At 76.2% G+C, this 14,149-nt stretch carries 14 protein-coding genes; 8 read left to right on the top strand and 6 right to left on the bottom strand.

Annotation, left to right across the window (positions count from 1 at the left end; genetic code table 11):
* Positions 1-25 precede the first annotated feature (25 nt).
* Both ABZ573_RS10265 and ABZ573_RS10260 read left to right on the top strand, forming a co-directional pair.
* On the top strand, positions 26-757 hold the full coding sequence (locus ABZ573_RS10265; protein ID WP_358117345.1) for an HU family DNA-binding protein: 732 nt from the start codon (positions 26-28) through the stop codon (positions 755-757).
* A gap of 130 nt (positions 758-887) precedes the next feature.
* Positions 888-2,864 carry an endonuclease/exonuclease/phosphatase family protein gene (locus ABZ573_RS10260; protein WP_358117270.1) on the top strand — a complete coding sequence of 659 codons (1,977 nt, stop codon included), beginning with the start codon at positions 888-890 and terminating at the stop codon, positions 2,862-2,864.
* 121 nt (positions 2,865-2,985) lie between these two features.
* Here the strand turns inward: ABZ573_RS10260 and ABZ573_RS10255 are convergent, their stop codons facing one another.
* From ABZ573_RS10255 to cofC, 4 genes are read right to left on the bottom strand one after another with little or no spacing between them, the layout of a single operon-like run.
* Positions 2,986-3,969, bottom strand: a complete 984-nt coding sequence (locus ABZ573_RS10255; protein WP_358117267.1) for an NUDIX hydrolase — start codon at positions 3,967-3,969, stop codon at positions 2,986-2,988.
* A gap of 24 nt (positions 3,970-3,993) precedes the next feature.
* Complete coding sequence (locus tag ABZ573_RS10250) at positions 3,994-6,399, bottom strand: RNA degradosome polyphosphate kinase (RefSeq protein WP_151456687.1); 2,406 nt, start codon at positions 6,397-6,399, stop codon at positions 3,994-3,996.
* A 53-nt stretch (positions 6,400-6,452) separates the two neighbouring features.
* Positions 6,453-6,650, bottom strand: coding sequence for a cold-shock protein (locus tag ABZ573_RS10245; RefSeq protein WP_192581542.1), 198 nt, complete (start codon positions 6,648-6,650; stop codon positions 6,453-6,455).
* Positions 6,651-6,671: 21 nt separating this feature from the next.
* Entirely contained in the window at positions 6,672-7,307 is a 636-nt protein-coding gene (cofC, locus tag ABZ573_RS10240; protein ID WP_151456688.1) for a 2-phospho-L-lactate guanylyltransferase, read from the bottom strand.
* A 127-nt stretch (positions 7,308-7,434) separates the two neighbouring features.
* Between cofC and ABZ573_RS10235 the strand changes: the two genes are divergently transcribed.
* The 5 genes from ABZ573_RS10235 (at position 7,435) to ABZ573_RS10215 (ending at position 12,298) form a co-directional block, all read left to right on the top strand.
* Positions 7,435-8,172, top strand: a complete 738-nt coding sequence (locus tag ABZ573_RS10235; RefSeq protein ID WP_151456689.1) for a lysophospholipid acyltransferase family protein — start codon at positions 7,435-7,437, stop codon at positions 8,170-8,172.
* On the top strand, positions 8,169-9,167 hold the full coding sequence (locus ABZ573_RS10230) for an NAD(P)H-dependent glycerol-3-phosphate dehydrogenase (protein WP_151456690.1): 999 nt from the start codon (positions 8,169-8,171) through the stop codon (positions 9,165-9,167). Before ABZ573_RS10235 ends, ABZ573_RS10230 begins: the two co-directional genes overlap by 4 nt.
* Complete coding sequence (locus tag ABZ573_RS10225; RefSeq protein ID WP_358117262.1) at positions 9,164-10,285, top strand: cystathionine gamma-lyase; 1,122 nt, start codon at positions 9,164-9,166, stop codon at positions 10,283-10,285. The genes ABZ573_RS10230 and ABZ573_RS10225 overlap by 4 nt, the downstream gene beginning before the upstream one ends.
* A 28-nt stretch (positions 10,286-10,313) precedes the next feature.
* On the top strand, positions 10,314-11,105 hold the full coding sequence (locus ABZ573_RS10220) for a putative protein N(5)-glutamine methyltransferase (protein WP_358117259.1): 792 nt from the start codon (positions 10,314-10,316) through the stop codon (positions 11,103-11,105).
* A gap of 140 nt (positions 11,106-11,245) precedes the next feature.
* Positions 11,246-12,298 (top strand): ROK family protein, encoded by a 1,053-nt coding sequence (locus ABZ573_RS10215; protein ID WP_358117256.1) that lies wholly within the window; start codon positions 11,246-11,248, stop codon positions 12,296-12,298.
* Positions 12,299-12,486: 188 nt separating this feature from the next.
* Here ABZ573_RS10215 and ABZ573_RS10210 read toward each other — a convergent pair whose 3' ends face one another.
* Both ABZ573_RS10210 and ABZ573_RS10205 read right to left on the bottom strand, forming a co-directional pair.
* The gene (locus ABZ573_RS10210) at positions 12,487-12,687 is read right to left on the bottom strand and encodes a DUF397 domain-containing protein (RefSeq protein WP_358117253.1); all 201 of its coding nucleotides are present in this window, start codon (positions 12,685-12,687) and stop codon (positions 12,487-12,489) included.
* A gap of 4 nt (positions 12,688-12,691) precedes the next feature.
* On the bottom strand, positions 12,692-13,537 hold the full coding sequence (locus tag ABZ573_RS10205; RefSeq protein ID WP_151455423.1) for a helix-turn-helix transcriptional regulator: 846 nt from the start codon (positions 13,535-13,537) through the stop codon (positions 12,692-12,694).
* Positions 13,538-13,816: 279 nt separating this feature from the next.
* On the opposite strand from ABZ573_RS10205, the gene ABZ573_RS10200 reads away from it, so the two are divergent.
* Complete coding sequence (locus ABZ573_RS10200) at positions 13,817-14,035, top strand: hypothetical protein (RefSeq protein WP_121396133.1); 219 nt, start codon at positions 13,817-13,819, stop codon at positions 14,033-14,035.
* The last annotated feature ends 114 nt before the right edge of the window (positions 14,036-14,149 follow it).

The raw sequence follows: 14,149 nt of genomic DNA, 5'->3' as shown, positions 1-14,149 counted from the left end.
TCAGTTGCACAATCGGGAGGAAGTCGTGAACAAGGCCGAGCTCATCGAGGCGCTCGCCGTTCGCCTGGGGGACCGGAAGACGGCGACGGCCGCGCTCGACGCGGTCCTCGCTGAGGTCCAGGCGGCGGTCACCAAGGGCGAGAAGGTGGCGATCACCGGATTCGGAGCGTTCGAAAAGCGCGTCCGGGGCGCCCGAACAGCGCGCAACCCACGGACCGGCGAGGCGGTGAAGGTCAAGAAGACATCCGTCCCGACCTTCCGTCCCGGCGCCGGCTTCAAGGAGATGGTGGCCAGCGGCAAGGTGCCGAAGGCCACGGCGGCGGCGAAGAAGACCACGGCTGCCGCCGCCAAGACCACGTCCGCCACCAAGACCACCGCGGCGGCCAAGACGACGGGTGCCAAGGCCACCGGGGCGAAGGCCACGGGTGCCAAGGCCACGGGTGCCAAGGCCACGGGTGCCAAGGCCACCGGAGCCAAGGCCACCGGGGCCAAGGCAGCGGGCGCGAAGGCGACCGGGACCAAGGCGACCGGGACCAAGGCGACCGCGGCGGCCAAGAAGGCCCCCGCGGCGAAGGCGACCAAGACCACCGCGGCGAAGAAGACCGCGACCACCAAGGCCGCCCCGGCGAAGAAGACCACCGCGGCGACCAAGGCCACGGCGGCGAAGAAGACCACCGCGACGGCGAGCAAGAGCGCGGCGGCGAAGAAGGCGCCGGCAAAGAAGGCGGCGGCGAAGAAGACCGCCACCAAGCGCTGACCCTGGCGGTACGACAAGGGCGTCCACCGACGGTGGGCGCCCTTCGCCGTGTCCACCCCCACCCGTTGACCCCGACCGTGCCCCGCCCGCAGAATCGCCGCACCCCTTCCGGTCGGCGAAAGGCAGCCCGGTGCGCTACCGCCACCTCACCACCGTCACCCTCGCCCTGGGCGTCGTGCTCCTGGTCGACGTGCTGCGCGTCTTCCTGCCGGCGGTCATCACCATCTTCGGGCAGGCCGCCTCGACCCCCGCCGAACTGCTGGGGGCGTTCGCGTTCGGCTGGTTCCTGCTCGCCCTGGCCGCGCCCGCGCTGATCCGTCGGGTCGGCGCCCGCCCCGTGACACTCGTCGCCGCGGTGCTGCTGGTCGTGGCCCGGCTCGCCGTCAACGGCCAGCCGGGCGGGCGGCTCCAGCTCTGGCTCGCCACGGCCGGGCTGCTCGCCGGGCTGGTCTGGCTCGCTGGTGCCGCCGCCGGCACTGATCGCCCCGTGCCCGGGTTGGCGCTCGGGCTGGCGGTCGGGGCCGTCCTGCACACGGTGCTGGACACGTACCGCTCGGCGTTCTTCGGGGACTGGCCGGCATGGTTGGCGGCCGTCGGGGTCGCGGGGCTCTTCCTGGCGGGGCAGGCGCGGCCCGCGCCGCCGGCCGGGACGGGCGGCGTACGGAGCTGGCTGCTGGCCGGGCCGGCGCTGCTGCTCGCCGGCATGGTGGCGCTCTCCCCGGCGGTCGCCCGGACGGCGACGTCGTACCAGTTCGGTCTGCTGCGGTCGGATCCCGCCGACGAGGTGGGGGTGGCCACCGTGCCGCTGTTCGGCCCCGCCCCGCTCGCCGTGGCGGTCGGCGGGTTCCTGCTCGCCGCGCTGGCCCCGCCCCGCCGGGGCGCCTGGCGGTGGCTCGGGCCGGTGGCCCTGGTCGGCGGGGCCGTCCTCGTCGCCCTCGGACGCGGGGAGTTGCTGCTGCCGGCCGTCCTGCTCACCGCCGTCGGTCTCGGCGCTTGCCTGGCGTCGGCCGGTGCGGCGGACGGGCGGGGCGACGACGGCGCGGACCAAGCCCGCACCCCGGTCCCCGACGGCGCTGGGCAGGACCCGGCGCGGGCGGCCGGTGGCGCGGCGGCCCCGGCGCGGGCGGCCGGGCGGCGCGGGTACGCCGCCGTCGCCGGGATGCTCGTCTTCGCCGTCGCGGCGGTGGCCTACTACTCCGCCTACGACCTCGGCCACCCCAACGCCGGAGTGCCGGTGGCGGTGGCGGTGCTGGTCGCCGCCGTCGCGCTGGCGAGGCGTCCCACCCCGGGGCCGGCCCGGTCGCCGCTGCCGCCGGTGTGGACGGCCGCCACCGCCGCCGTGGTGACGCTGCTGGCCGCGGTCGCCAGCGACGAGCTGCTCTCCGCCACCAACCGGGACGGGCCGCCGGAGACGGTGCGGGTGGCGGCGTACAACGTCCGGATGGGGTTCGGGATGGACGGCCGCTTCGACCCGGACGCGCTGGCGCGGGCCGTCGCCGGGGCCGACGTCGTGGCACTCAGCGAGGTGGACCGGGGCTGGCTGCTCAACGGCGGCCACGACACGCTCGACCTGCTGGCGGAGCGGCTGGACATGCCGTACGTCTTCGCGCCGGCCGCCGATCCGCTCTGGGGCGACGCCGTGCTGAGCCGGTGGCCGCTGGACGCGGCGCGGACCCGGCCGCTGCCGGCGGTCGGCGCGCCCACCGGGGCGCAGGCCCTCGGCGTCACCGTGAACTTCAGCGCGGGCGTCCGCCTGGCGGTCGTCGCCACCCACCTGCAACCGCCGCCCGGCGAGGACCCGGTGGTCCAGGCCCGCGCGGTCGCCGACTTCGCCGTGCGGTACGCGGCCGGCCGTCCCCTGGTGGTCGCCGGAGACCTGAACACCGAGCCGGGCGACCCGGCGTTCGCCGAGTTCACCCGGGCCGGTCTGGTCGACGCGCTCGCCGCCGCCCGCCCCCTGCCGACCAGCCCGGCGGACGCCCCGCGCCAGCAGATCGACCACGTCTTCGTCACGCCCGACCTGGCCGCCGGCGACGCGGCGGCCCCGCCAGGGACGGCCAGCGACCACCTGCCGGTCGCGGTGACGCTGACCCTGCCACCGGCCTGACCCGCCGCCGAACGGGCCGGCCTGACCGCCGCCCGCTGCCCGCTGCCCGCCGCCCGACGGGGCGGCCTGACCCGCCGCCCAGCGGGCCGGTCGGGACCGGCCGGCCCCGGTGGCCGCGCGGTCAGAGGCGGTCGCCGGCGAGCAGGCGGTCGCCGGCGAAGGCGAGCAGCCAGCCGCCGCCCTTCGGGGTGGTGAAGTCGCCCGGCCGCCCGCTGAGCCGGGCCAGGGCGCCCGGGATCACCTTGCCCTGGCTGCACACCCCCACCGGCTCGCCGGTGGCCGCCAGCGCGGCCAGGCGGGCGGCGGCGGCCAGCGCGCACTCGTCGGGCTGCTGGCCCGGCCGCGGCTCGTCCAGGTCGCCGTCGATCTCGATCGGCAGGTCGAGCAGCGCCGCCGCCGGGTCGAGGGTCTGTACGCAGCGGCGGGCCGAGGCCGACAGCAGCCGCGCCGGCCGGACCAGCGCCACCAGCGGGGCGAGCGCGTGGGCCTGCGCCCAGCCCTGGGCGTCGAGCGGCCGGCCGGTGTCCGGGCCCGACCAGGTGGCCCGCTTGCCGGCGTGGGCGTGCCGGACCAGCGCCACCGTCCCGGTGACCGCGGGCAGGGCCGCGTACGCGGCCAGCACCTCGGCGTCGTGCGGGTAGCTGACCAGCCGGAGCGCCTCGTCCACGCCGAGCCAGCGCACGTCGTCGACCTCGGTGCCCGGCTGGAAGCCGCCGGTGCCCACCGCCCGCATCGACCAGTAGTCGACCACCTTCGGGCGGCCCTCGCTGCGGTAGCGCACGGTGGGCAGCCGCACCTGCGGCACCGCCCGGACGTCGGTCTCCTCGGCCACCTCCCGCACGGCGGCGCGCAGCGGATGCTCGCCCGGCTCCAGCTTGCCCTTGGGCAGCGACCAGTCGCCGTAGCGGGGCCGGTGCACGAGGCAGACCAGCACCTGACCGCGCGGGGCGGCGTCCGTGCTCCCGGCGGCCGGCCCTTCGACCGGCCCGGGGTCGTCGGCGGGGCGCCACACGACACCACCCGCCGCCCGGATCGGGGGCGCGGCGTCGGGGAACCCGGGCGGCCGGCCCCGGCCGGGGCCGGCCGCGTCCCGCTCATCCAGCATCAGGTCAGCCTATGCGGGTACCGGTCAGCCCGCCGTGCCACCGACGCGACGCAGCAGCAACTCCTGGAGGTGGACCCGCGGTTCCTCGGCCGTGCCGGTACGCCGGCTCCAGGTGCCGTCCGCCGCCAGCTCGAACGCGTCCACGTCGGGGCTCATCGCGGCGGTCAGCACGTGGTCCAGCTCGGCCCGGGCGACGGGGTCGCTCACCCGCACCAGCGCCTCGACCCGGCGGTCCAGGTTGCGGTGCATCAGGTCGGCCGAGCCCATCCAGAACTCGGCGTCGCCGTCGTTGCCGAACCGGAAGATCCGGGAGTGCTCCAGGAACCGGCCCAGGATCGAGCGGACCCGGATGTTCTCCGAGAGGCCGGGCACCCCCGGGCGCAGTGTGCACATGCCCCGGATCACCAGGTCCACGTGGACGCCGGCCCGGGAGGCCCGGTAGAGCGCGTCCGTGATCTTCTCGTCGACCAGCGAGTTCACCTTGATCTGCACGAGCCCGGGCATGCCCAGCCGGACGTGCGCGATCTCCCGCTCGATGCGTTCGATGAGGCCGCTGCGGATGCCCTGCGGCGCCACCAGCAGCCGGCGGTACGCGGTCTGCCGGCTGTAGCCGGTGAGGACGTTGAACAGGTCGGTCAGGTCGGCCCCGATCTCCGGGTCGGCGGTGAGCATGCCGAAGTCCTCGTAGAGCCGGGCGGTCTTCGGGTGGTAGTTGCCGGTGCCGATATGGCAGTAGCGGCGGATCTGGTTGCCCTCCTGGCGTACCACCAGGGCGGTCTTGCAGTGCGTCTTGAGCCCGACCAGGCCGTAGACGACGTGGCAGCCGGCGCGCTCCAGCTTGCGCGCCCAGCCGATGTTGGCCACCTCGTCGAAGCGCGCCTTCAGCTCGACCAGCACCACCACCTGCTTGCCGGCGGCCGCCGCGTCGACGAGCGCGTCCACGATCGGGGAGTCGCCGCTGGTGCGGTAGAGGGTCTGCTTGATGGCCAGCACGTCCGGGTCCGCGGCGGCCTGCTCGATGAAGCGCTGCACGCTGGTGGCGAACGAGTGGTACGGGTGGTGGACCAGGATGTCGCCGTCGCGCAGGGTCGCGAAGACGCTGCGCGGCACCTCGCCCTCGGTGAGGCGGGGGTGGGTGGCCGGCACGAACGGCGGGTCCTTCAGGTCCGGCCGGTCGGCCTCGTCGTAGAGCTGCCAGAGCGCGGAGAGGTCGAGCAGGCCGGGCACCCGCAGCACCTCCTGGTCGTGCATGTCCAGCTCGCGGACGAGCAGCTCCAGCACGTGGTCGGAGACCGAGGCGGCCACCTCCAGCCGCACGGGCGGGCCGAACCGGCGCCGGGCCAGCTCCCGTTCCAGGGCCTGGAGCAGGTCCTCGTCGCGGTCCTCGTCGACCTCCACCTCGGCGTTGCGGGTGACCCGGAACAGGTGGCACTCGACCACCTGCATGCCGGAGAAGAGCTGCCCCAGGTGCACCGAGATCAGGTCCTCCACCGGCAGCATCCGCACGCCCGGCAGGTCGCGGTGCACCCGGACGAAGCGGGGCACGTTGTTCGGCACCTTCACCCGGGCGAAGAACTCCGAGCCGCCGTCCGGGTCGCGGACCGCCACCGCGAGGTTCAGCGACCGCCCGGAGATGTACGGGAAGGGGTGCGCCGGGTCCACCGCCAGCGGGGTCAGCACCGGGAAGATCTGCTCCCGGAAGTACGCGCGCAGCCGTTCCCGCTCGGGGTCGTCCAGGTCGGCCCAGCGCAGGATCCGGATGTCCTCGGCGGCCAGCTTCGGCAGCACCTCGTCCGTGAAGCAGGCCGAGTGCCGGGCCACCAGCGTCGCGGCCTTCCCGGCGACCAGTTCCAGCTGGGTGCGCAGCGGCATCCGGTCCCCGCCGCGTACCGGCAGGCCGGCCTGGAGCCGGCGCTTCAGCCCGGCGACCCGCACCATGTAGAACTCGTCGAGGTTGCTGGCGAAGATGGCCAGGAACTTGGCCCGCTCCAGCAGCGGCGTGCGCGGGTCCTCGGCGAGCGCCAGCACCCGGGCGTTGAAGTCGAGCCAGGAGAGTTCCCGGTTGAGGAAGCGGTCCTCCGGCAGCGGCTCCGCTGCGGGGGGCTCGTCGACGAGGTCGGGCGCCGGCGCCTCGACGGGCGGCGCCGCATCCAGCACCTCCTCCAGCCCGGCGGAGGCGGCCGCACCGCCGGCACCGGCGGCGTCGGCCGAGCCGGTCGCGGCGGACCCTCCGCCCGGGGTCGCGGCGGACCCTCCGCCCGGGGTCGCTGTGGGCGCCTCGCCGTGGGTCGCGGCCGGCGCCGCCTCCGGGGTCGCGGCCGTCGGGTCGGCGTGGAAGCGGCCGTCGGCGCCCCGGGACCGGGTGCCGTTGCGGGGGGCGGCCGGGTCGGTGGACGGTCGGTTGGCGGAGGGCTTGCGAGGGGTGCTCACCTGCCCATAATCACCCGGATGCGGTTAACGCAAAATGAACTTCGACCAGCCGCTCAGGCCATCGTCGGCAATGTCACCCGGACCACCGCGCCGGTGTCGTCGGTCTCGACGCGCAACCGCTGGCCGAGGCGGAGCAGGCGCAGGCCGGAGGCGTCGAACGCCCGGGCCGGGAAGGCCAGCTCGGTGCCGTCGTCGAGGAGCAGCGTCCCGCTGCGGGTTGCCGCGTCGTAGGTGGCCACCGTGCCCTGCATGACCCGCACGCTACACGCCCCTCAGGCCGGGCAGCCGGCGGCGGCCAACGCGGCCGTGCGGGGCCCCAGCCCGAGCCGGGCCGCCGCGGCCAGGTCGGCGGCGGTGTCCACGTCCCGGCGCAGGCTCGGCCAGTCCCCGGTGAGGGCGAGCGCCCCGCTCGCGGCGTGCGCGGCGGCCGAGCCGACCCCGAAGCGGGGATCCAGGGCCACGCCCGGCGGCGCCGCCAGCAGCACGGTGCCCTGGCCAGGGGCGTCGGCCACGTACCCGCGTACGCCCGGGGGCGCGGCCTGGGCCGCCCGCAGCGCCGCCGCCAGTTCGGCCGGGCGCAACGCGGGCAGGTCGGCGGTGAGCCCGGCCACCCAGCCGCCGCCCGCGACCGACGCGCCGTGCCGGAAGGCGGCGTTCAGCCCGGCGCCGGGGGCGTCGGGCAGCGCCCGGGCGCCCGCGCGGCGGGCGGCCTCGGCCACCCGGGCGTCGTCGGTGACGACCAGCACCCCCGCCACCGCCGGGCAGGCCCGCACCGCGGCGACCGTGTCGGCGGCCAGGGCCAGCGCCAGTTCCTCGTGCGGTACGGCCGGCAGCGCCCCCCGCAGCCGGCTCTTCGCGGCGGCCAGGCGCTTCACGGGCACCACCACGGTCCACCTCGGCTGACTCACACCGCCATCCTGCCAGCCGTACGGCGGTACCCTCTCTGGCCGGACCCGGGTCGAGCAGGCATGATTTCCGCTGCGGGCGTCACCGGGTGCGGATCCGGTGCGGGGCGGGGCGGCACGAGGAGGCGCGGTGACACGGCGGAGGCTGGGGTTCTGGCAATGGTTCGCCGTGGTGCTGGTCAAGCCGGTGATGACCGTCTGGACCCGGCGCAGCTGGCACGGCATGGAGCACCTGCGCGGCGACGGCGGCGTGATCATCGTGCCGAACCACATCTCGCACGCCGACCCGCTCGTCGCGGCCCACTTCGTCTACGACTCCGGCCGTTGGCCGCAGTTCCTCGGCAAGGCCAGCGTGTTCCGGGTCCCGGTGATCGGCTGGATCCTGCACCGGTGCCGGCAGATCCCGGTCGAGCGCAACACCGTGGACGCGGTGCGGTCGCTGGACCACCTCGTCGCCGCGCTCGACCAGGGCGGCGCGGTGGTGATCTACCCGGAGGGCACCATCACCCGCGAACCGGAGCTGTGGCCGATGAAGGGCAAGACCGGCGCCGCCCGCCTCGCGCTCGCCACCGGGGCGCCGGTGGTCCCGCTCGTCATGTGGGGCCCGGAGCGCATCTTCGACCCGCGCCGGTCCCGACTGGACCCGCGCCCCCGGATCCCGGTGACCGTGGTCGCCGGACCCCCCGTCGACCTGGGCCGATGGGCCGGGTCGACCCCGACGAAGGCCGTCCTCGAGGAGATGACCGACACCATCATGCTGCGCCTTCGTGACATGCTCACCGAGATCCGGGGCGGCACCCCGCCACCACTGTGGGAACGGACGGCGCGCCCCGCCGTCGATCGGCGGCGGCCGGGGGCGGCGGCGTGAGCGGGCACGTCGCGGTCCTGGGTGCCGGCTCGTGGGGCACCGCGTTCGCCAAGATCCTCGCCGACGCCGGGCGGGACGTCACCGTCTGGGCCCGCCGCCAGGCGGTCGCCGACACGATCCGGGCCGAGCGGCGCAACCCGGAGTACCTGCCGGACGTGCTGCTGCCGTCGCGGGTCACGGCGACGGGCGACGCCGCCGAGGCGATCACCGGGGCCGAGCAGGTGGTGCTGGCCGTACCGTCGCAGACGCTGCGCGGCAACCTGGCCGAGTGGACCGCCCACCTGCATCCGGACGCCACCCTGGTGTCGCTGATGAAGGGCATCGAGCTCGGCACCACCAGGCGGATGAGCGAGGTGATCGTGGAGACCGCCGGGGTGGCGGCGGACCGGGTGGTGGTGGTCTCCGGCCCCAACCTGGCCCCGGAGATCGCCGCCGAGCAGCCCGCCGCCACCGTGGTCGCCTGCACCGACGCCGACCGGGCCACGCAGGTGCAGCGCTCGATCACCACGCCCTACTTCCGTCCGTACACCAACGACGACGTGATCGGCTGCGAGCTGGGCGGCGCGGTGAAGAACGTGATCGCCCTGGCGTACGGCATCGCGGTGGCGATGGGGTTCGGCGACAACACCCGGGCCATGCTCGTCACCCGGGGACTGGCCGAGACGGCCCGGCTCGGGGTGGCCCTGGGCGCCGACCCGCTCACCTTCGCCGGCCTGGCGGGGATGGGCGACCTCGTCGCCTCCTGCTCGTCGCCGCTGGCCCGCAACCGCACCTTCGGCGAGCACCTGGGCCGGGGCGCGACCCTGGAGGAGGCACGCGTCGCCACCCGGCAGACCGCCGAGGGCGTCAAGAGCGCGCTGGCCCTGCGCGACCTGGCCCGGGCGCACGCGGTGGAGATGCCGATCACCGAGCAGGTCGAGCTGGTCTGCCACGAGGGCATGGACCCTCGGCTCGCCGTCGAGGCGCTGATGAGCCGCACCACCAAGCCGGAGTGAGCGACGTGACCGAGCACCACGACGGCACCCGCTGCGTCCGCGCCGGCCTGCCCGAGCCGGCTCCCGGCCAGCCGTTCCTGCCCGGGCCGGTGTTCGCCGCGCCGTACCACCTGGACCCGTGGGCGGGGCCGGCGGCGGCGCCCGACGGCTACGGCCGGCCGGACAACCCCACCCGGCGGCTGCTGGAGGCGGCGGTCGGGGAACTGGAGGGGGGCGACTGCCGGGTCTTCGCCAGCGGGCAGGCCGCGATCACCGGGCTGCTGCTGACGCTGCTGCGGCCGGGGGACACCGTGGTGCTCCCGTCGGACGGCTACTTCGCCGTCCGGGCCTTCGCCGCCGACACGCTGGAGGGCATCGGCGTACGGGTGCTCCTCGCCCCGACCGCCGGCCCGCACCCGGCCTTCGACGGCGTACGCCTGGTGCTGCTGGAGACCCCGGCCAACCCCGGCCTGGACGTCGCCGACGTGGCGGCGCTGGCCGCCCGGGCGCACGCCGCCGGTGCCCTGGTGGCGGTCGACAACACCACGGCGACACCGCTCGGGCAGCGCCCGCTCGACCTGGGCGCCGACGTCGTGGTGGCCTCCGGGACGAAGGCCCTGACCGGGCACTCCGACCTGCTGCTCGGCTACGTCGCGACCCGCTCGCCCGAGCTGCGGGACGCGGTCACCGCCTGGCGGAACGTCACCGGGGCCGTGCCGGGCGCGTTCGACGCCTGGCTCGCGCACCGGTCGCTGGCCACCCTCGACCTGCGGCTGGCCCGGCAGACCGCGAACGCGCAGGCCCTCGCCGGGCTGCTCGCGGGGCGCGACGACGTGACCGGGCTGCGCTGGCCGGGGCTGCCCGGCGACCCGGCCCACCCGGTGGCGTCGGTCCAGATGCGACGGATCCCCGGCGTGCTCTGCTTCGACCTCGGCGACGCCGGGCGGGTGGCGCGGTTCCTCGACGCGGCCCGGCTGGTGGCCGCGGCCACCTCCTTCGGCGGCCTGCACACCACCGCCGACCGGCGGGCCCAGTGGGGCGACGACACCCCGCCCGGCTTCGTCCGGCTCTCCTGCGGGGTCGAGGACGCCGTCGACCTGGTCGCCGACGTGACCGCCGCACTGGACGCCAGCCGCTGAGCACCGGACACCGGCCCGGAGGTGCCCCGTGACCGTCTTCTCCTTCCGCCCCGACCGGCCCGCCCTCGTGCACCGGCTGCGCGCCGCCGGCTGCGTCTACGCCGAGGACGAGGCGGAGTTGCTGATCGCCGCCGCCGACTCGGCCGAGGCGCTGGCCGGCCTGGTCGACCGCCGGGTCGCCGGGCTGCCGCTGGAGTACGTGCTCGGCTGGGCCGAGTTCTGCGGCGAGCGGATCGCCGTCGACCCCGGCGTGTTCGTGCCGCGTGCGCGTACCGCCCTGCTGGTCGACGTCGCCGTCGCGGTGACCGGCCCGGCGGCGGCCGTGGTGGACCTGTGCTGCGGCTCCGGCGCCACCACGGTGGCGCTGGCCCGCCGGCTCGCGCCGCGCTGGCTGGCCGCCGCCGACGTGGACCCCGCCGCCGTGGCCTGCGCCCGGCGCAACCTGGCCCCGCTGGCCGTGCCGGTCTTCGAGGGCGACCTGTACGACCCGCTGCCGGCGCGCTGGCGGGGCCGGCTGGACCTGGTGCTGGCCAACGCCCCCTACGTGCCGACGGCGGCGGTGGCGCTGATGCCGCCGGAGGCCCGGCTGCACGAGGCGCCGGTGGCCCTCGACGGCGGGCCGGACGGCCTGGCGGTGCTGCGCCGCGTCGCCGAGGGCGCGGCGCGCTGGCTGGCCCCGGGCGGGCACCTGGTGGTCGAGGCGGGGGAGGGGCAGGTGGAGGCGCTCCGCGCGGCGCTGACCGCCGTGGGCCTGCACCCCACGGTGACCCGGGACGACGACCGGGGCGCCACCGCCGTCTCGGCCCGCCGCCCGGGCTGACCTCCGCCGGTCGCCTCGCGGGCCCGGCCGTCGCCGCGACGGCGCTGGATCGGGCCGGTACGGCCGGTGGGCGCGGCCTGGCGGGGGCGGGGAAGGGGAACTAGCCTCACGGCAGGCGTGGCGGCGGAAGGCGGGTTGACGTGGGTGGTGCGGACGTGCCGGTGGTCGTCGGGCTGGACAACGGGGGGACCAGCAACAACGCCACGGTGCTGACCGTGGACGGCCGGTTCCTGGTGGACGGCCTGGTGGAGAACCCGAGCGAGGTGAGCGCCGGCCCGGCGGCGGCGATCGAGGCGCTGGCCCGCGCGTTCGACGGGGTGCTGGCGCTGACCGGGGTGCCCCGCACGGCGGTGCGCGCGGTCGGGCTGGACACGCCGGGGCCGGCGAGCGCGACCGGGGTGATCTCGTCGCGCGGGTCGACCAACTTCTCCCAGCCGGCCTGGCGCGGCTACGACGTGCGGACGGCCCTGGAACGGCGGCTCGGCCTGCCGGTGCTCTACCACAACGACGGCAACGCCGCCGCGCTCTACGCCCACCACGCGCACTTCGGCGCGGAGGCGATGCGCCGCTCGTCGGTGTCGGCCATCGTCGGCACGGGGCTGGGCGGCGGTGTGGTCGAGGCGGGCCGGGTGGTCGCCGGGGCGGCCGGGATGGCCGGCGAACTGGGACACGTGCACATTCCGCTGACCGGGCTGCTCGCGCCGGACCAGCCGATGCCCACGTGCGCCTGCGGCTTCGCCGGGGACGCCGAGAGCGTCGCCTCGCTGACCGCCATCGGGCGGAACCTGCTGCCGTACTGGCTGGGACGCTTTCCGGACCATCCGCTGGCCGCCGAGCCGCCGGAGCGGGCGGCGAAGCTGGTCCGGGGCTACGGCGAGCGCGGCGACGCGTTGGCCCGGGAGGTGTTCACCCAGCAGGCGATGGCGCTGGGTCGACTCTTCACCGTGGCGGCCAACTTCACCGATCCGCATGCGTACTTCGTCGGGGGCGGGGTGGTGGAGGCGGCCCCGGAGTTCCGGGACTGGTTCCTCGCGACGGTGCGGGAGCACACGGTGCTGCGGGAGGAGCAGGCCGCGTCGGCCACCTTCGCCCTGGTGCCCGAGCGGGACATGGCCGGCGCCCGGGGCGTGGCCATCGCGGCGCTGGAGGCGCTGCGCGCCGGCCCCGCGCCCCGCCCGGTCGTCGCGGGCTGACCCGCCCGCCTCCCCGCCGGGCGAGGGCACTGCGCCCGCCTCCAATGCGAGGCGGTGCGGCCGGTCGTCCCCCGTCGGAGCCGACCCCGCCGGGCGACGGCCCCACCGGCTCCCATCGGTGGGACCGCCGCCGGCGGGGCGCCGGCGCGACGGGTCAGCGGGCGCGCCGGCGCCCCCGGAGGGAGGGGTCAGTGTCCGGGCGGCGCCCCGACGAAGGCGGCCCAGGCGGCCGGCGGGAAGAGCAGTGCGGGGCCGGACGGGTCCTTGGAGTCGCGGACGGCGACCGTGCCCGGGACCAACGCCATCTCCACGCACGCCCCCTCGTCGCCGCTGCGGCTGCTCTTGCGCCACCGCGCCACGGCCAGCGCCGCGCTGATCGTCGGTGTCATGGTCCTACCGTCCCTTCAGGAGTTGGAGGAGCTGGTCGCGGCTGTCCGCCGGGCTGAGCGCGACGGTCCGCAGGTGCTCCATGATCTTGGTGCAGGTACGCAGGTCGCCCGGCCGGTCGAGGACCATCTGCCCGGCCACCGTCTCGACCGAGGCGATGATCGGGTCCTCCGGGTCTGCGAACTCCAGGATGTGCAGCGAGCCCCGGGTGCCCCGGTGGTAGCCGGCGGCGAGCGGGATCACCTGGACCGTGATGTTGGGCAGCTCGCCCATCTTGACCAGGTGGTGCAGCTGCGACTCCATCACCGACCGGTCGCCGACGGGCCGCAGCAGCGCGCCCTCGTCGATGATGGCGTCCAGGATCGGCGGCTGGTCGCTGATGAGCCGTTGCTGCCGGTCGAGCCGGAACTGGACCCGCTGCTCCACCTCGTCGTCGCGCAGGGTGTGCGGGCCGCCGCGCATCACGCCACGGATGTAGTCGGCGGTCTGCAACAGCCCCGGCACCACCGAGGGCTCGAAGTTGGCGATGCCGGTGGCCTCGGCCTCCAGCGCGATGAAGTCGATGGTGCGCCGGTCGAGCAGGTGCGAGTAGGACACCCACCAGCCGGGCTTGCGCGCGTCCTTGGCGAGCTGCACGGCGGCGGCCACCTCGTCCGCGCCGACCCCGTAGAGGGTGAGCAGGGCGCGCACGGTGGCGGGGCTGACCAGCGTCTGCGCGTTCTCGTAGCGGGACAGGGTGCTGCGGGTGCTGCTGATCTCGTCCGCCGCCGCCTCCAGCGTGAGGCCGGCGGCTTCCCGGTGGGTGCGCAGCGCGATGCCCAGTCGCCGGGCACGGGCGGTCTTCGGAGCCATGCATCGATCGTCGCACATCTTGCCGGGAACGTGTAGATGAGAGAACGTCGATGAGAGTTGCATTCATGGCTGTAGACCTGTCAGTCTGTCATCGCGTCCTCACTGCCGGTTGTCGTGGCGACGGCGGTGGTGAGCGACCGGAGGGGAAGGGGCGCGCGGCGATCGGGTTTCTCCCCCGTACCCGATCGCCGCGTGCCACGCCCCGTGGCCCGTCAGCCGGAAGGGGATCGACGTGCGTACTGCCCGACAGGCTCGCGCCGACCGCCCCGGCGGGCACCGATGACGCGGTTCCTGGTGGTGCTCACCGACGTGCGGCCGGCCGAGGGCGCCGGACGCGACGAACGCAACTGCCCCGAGCGCCGCCGTCAGGTGGTCGGGGCGAGCAGCCGCGAGGCGGCGGACCGGATCGCGGGCGCGTTCATGGCGCTGGGCATGGTGCGGGCCGGCCGGCAGCGGGTCAAGGTGATCGCCATCGGCCGGCGGCACGCGCGCGGCTGACGCCGTCGAGGGCGGTGCGGTCGCGGGAGGCGGCCCCGCCGGGTGGGAGGGCCGCCCGGCAGGCGGCCCGGCCCGGCGGGAGGCGCGGCCCGGCGCCCCGCCGGGCCGTCCGCG

The sequence above is a fragment of the Micromonospora sp. NPDC007220 genome, assembly GCF_040634035.1.
GTDB classification, from domain to species: domain Bacteria; phylum Actinomycetota; class Actinomycetes; order Mycobacteriales; family Micromonosporaceae; genus Micromonospora; species Micromonospora reichwaldensis.
The sequence above is the reverse complement of the archived record's forward strand: the minus strand, read 5'-3'. Positions and strand labels throughout refer to the sequence as shown.

Bases quoted from the DNA above. Each gene is read 5' to 3' on its own strand.
- ABZ573_RS10255 (WP_358117267.1), bottom strand. From the start codon at position 3,969: ATGCTGGATGAGCGGGACGCGGCCGGCCCCGGCCGGGGCCGGCCGCCC.
- ABZ573_RS10245 (WP_192581542.1), bottom strand. From the start codon at position 6,650: ATGCAGGGCACGGTGGCCACCTACGACGCGGCAACCCGCAGCGGGACG.
- ABZ573_RS10210 (WP_358117253.1), bottom strand. From the start codon at position 12,687: ATGACACCGACGATCAGCGCGGCGCTGGCCGTGGCGCGGTGGCGCAAG.
- ABZ573_RS10205 (WP_151455423.1), bottom strand. From the start codon at position 13,537: ATGGCTCCGAAGACCGCCCGTGCCCGGCGACTGGGCATCGCGCTGCGC.
- ABZ573_RS10200 (WP_121396133.1), top strand. From the start codon at position 13,817: ATGACGCGGTTCCTGGTGGTGCTCACCGACGTGCGGCCGGCCGAGGGC.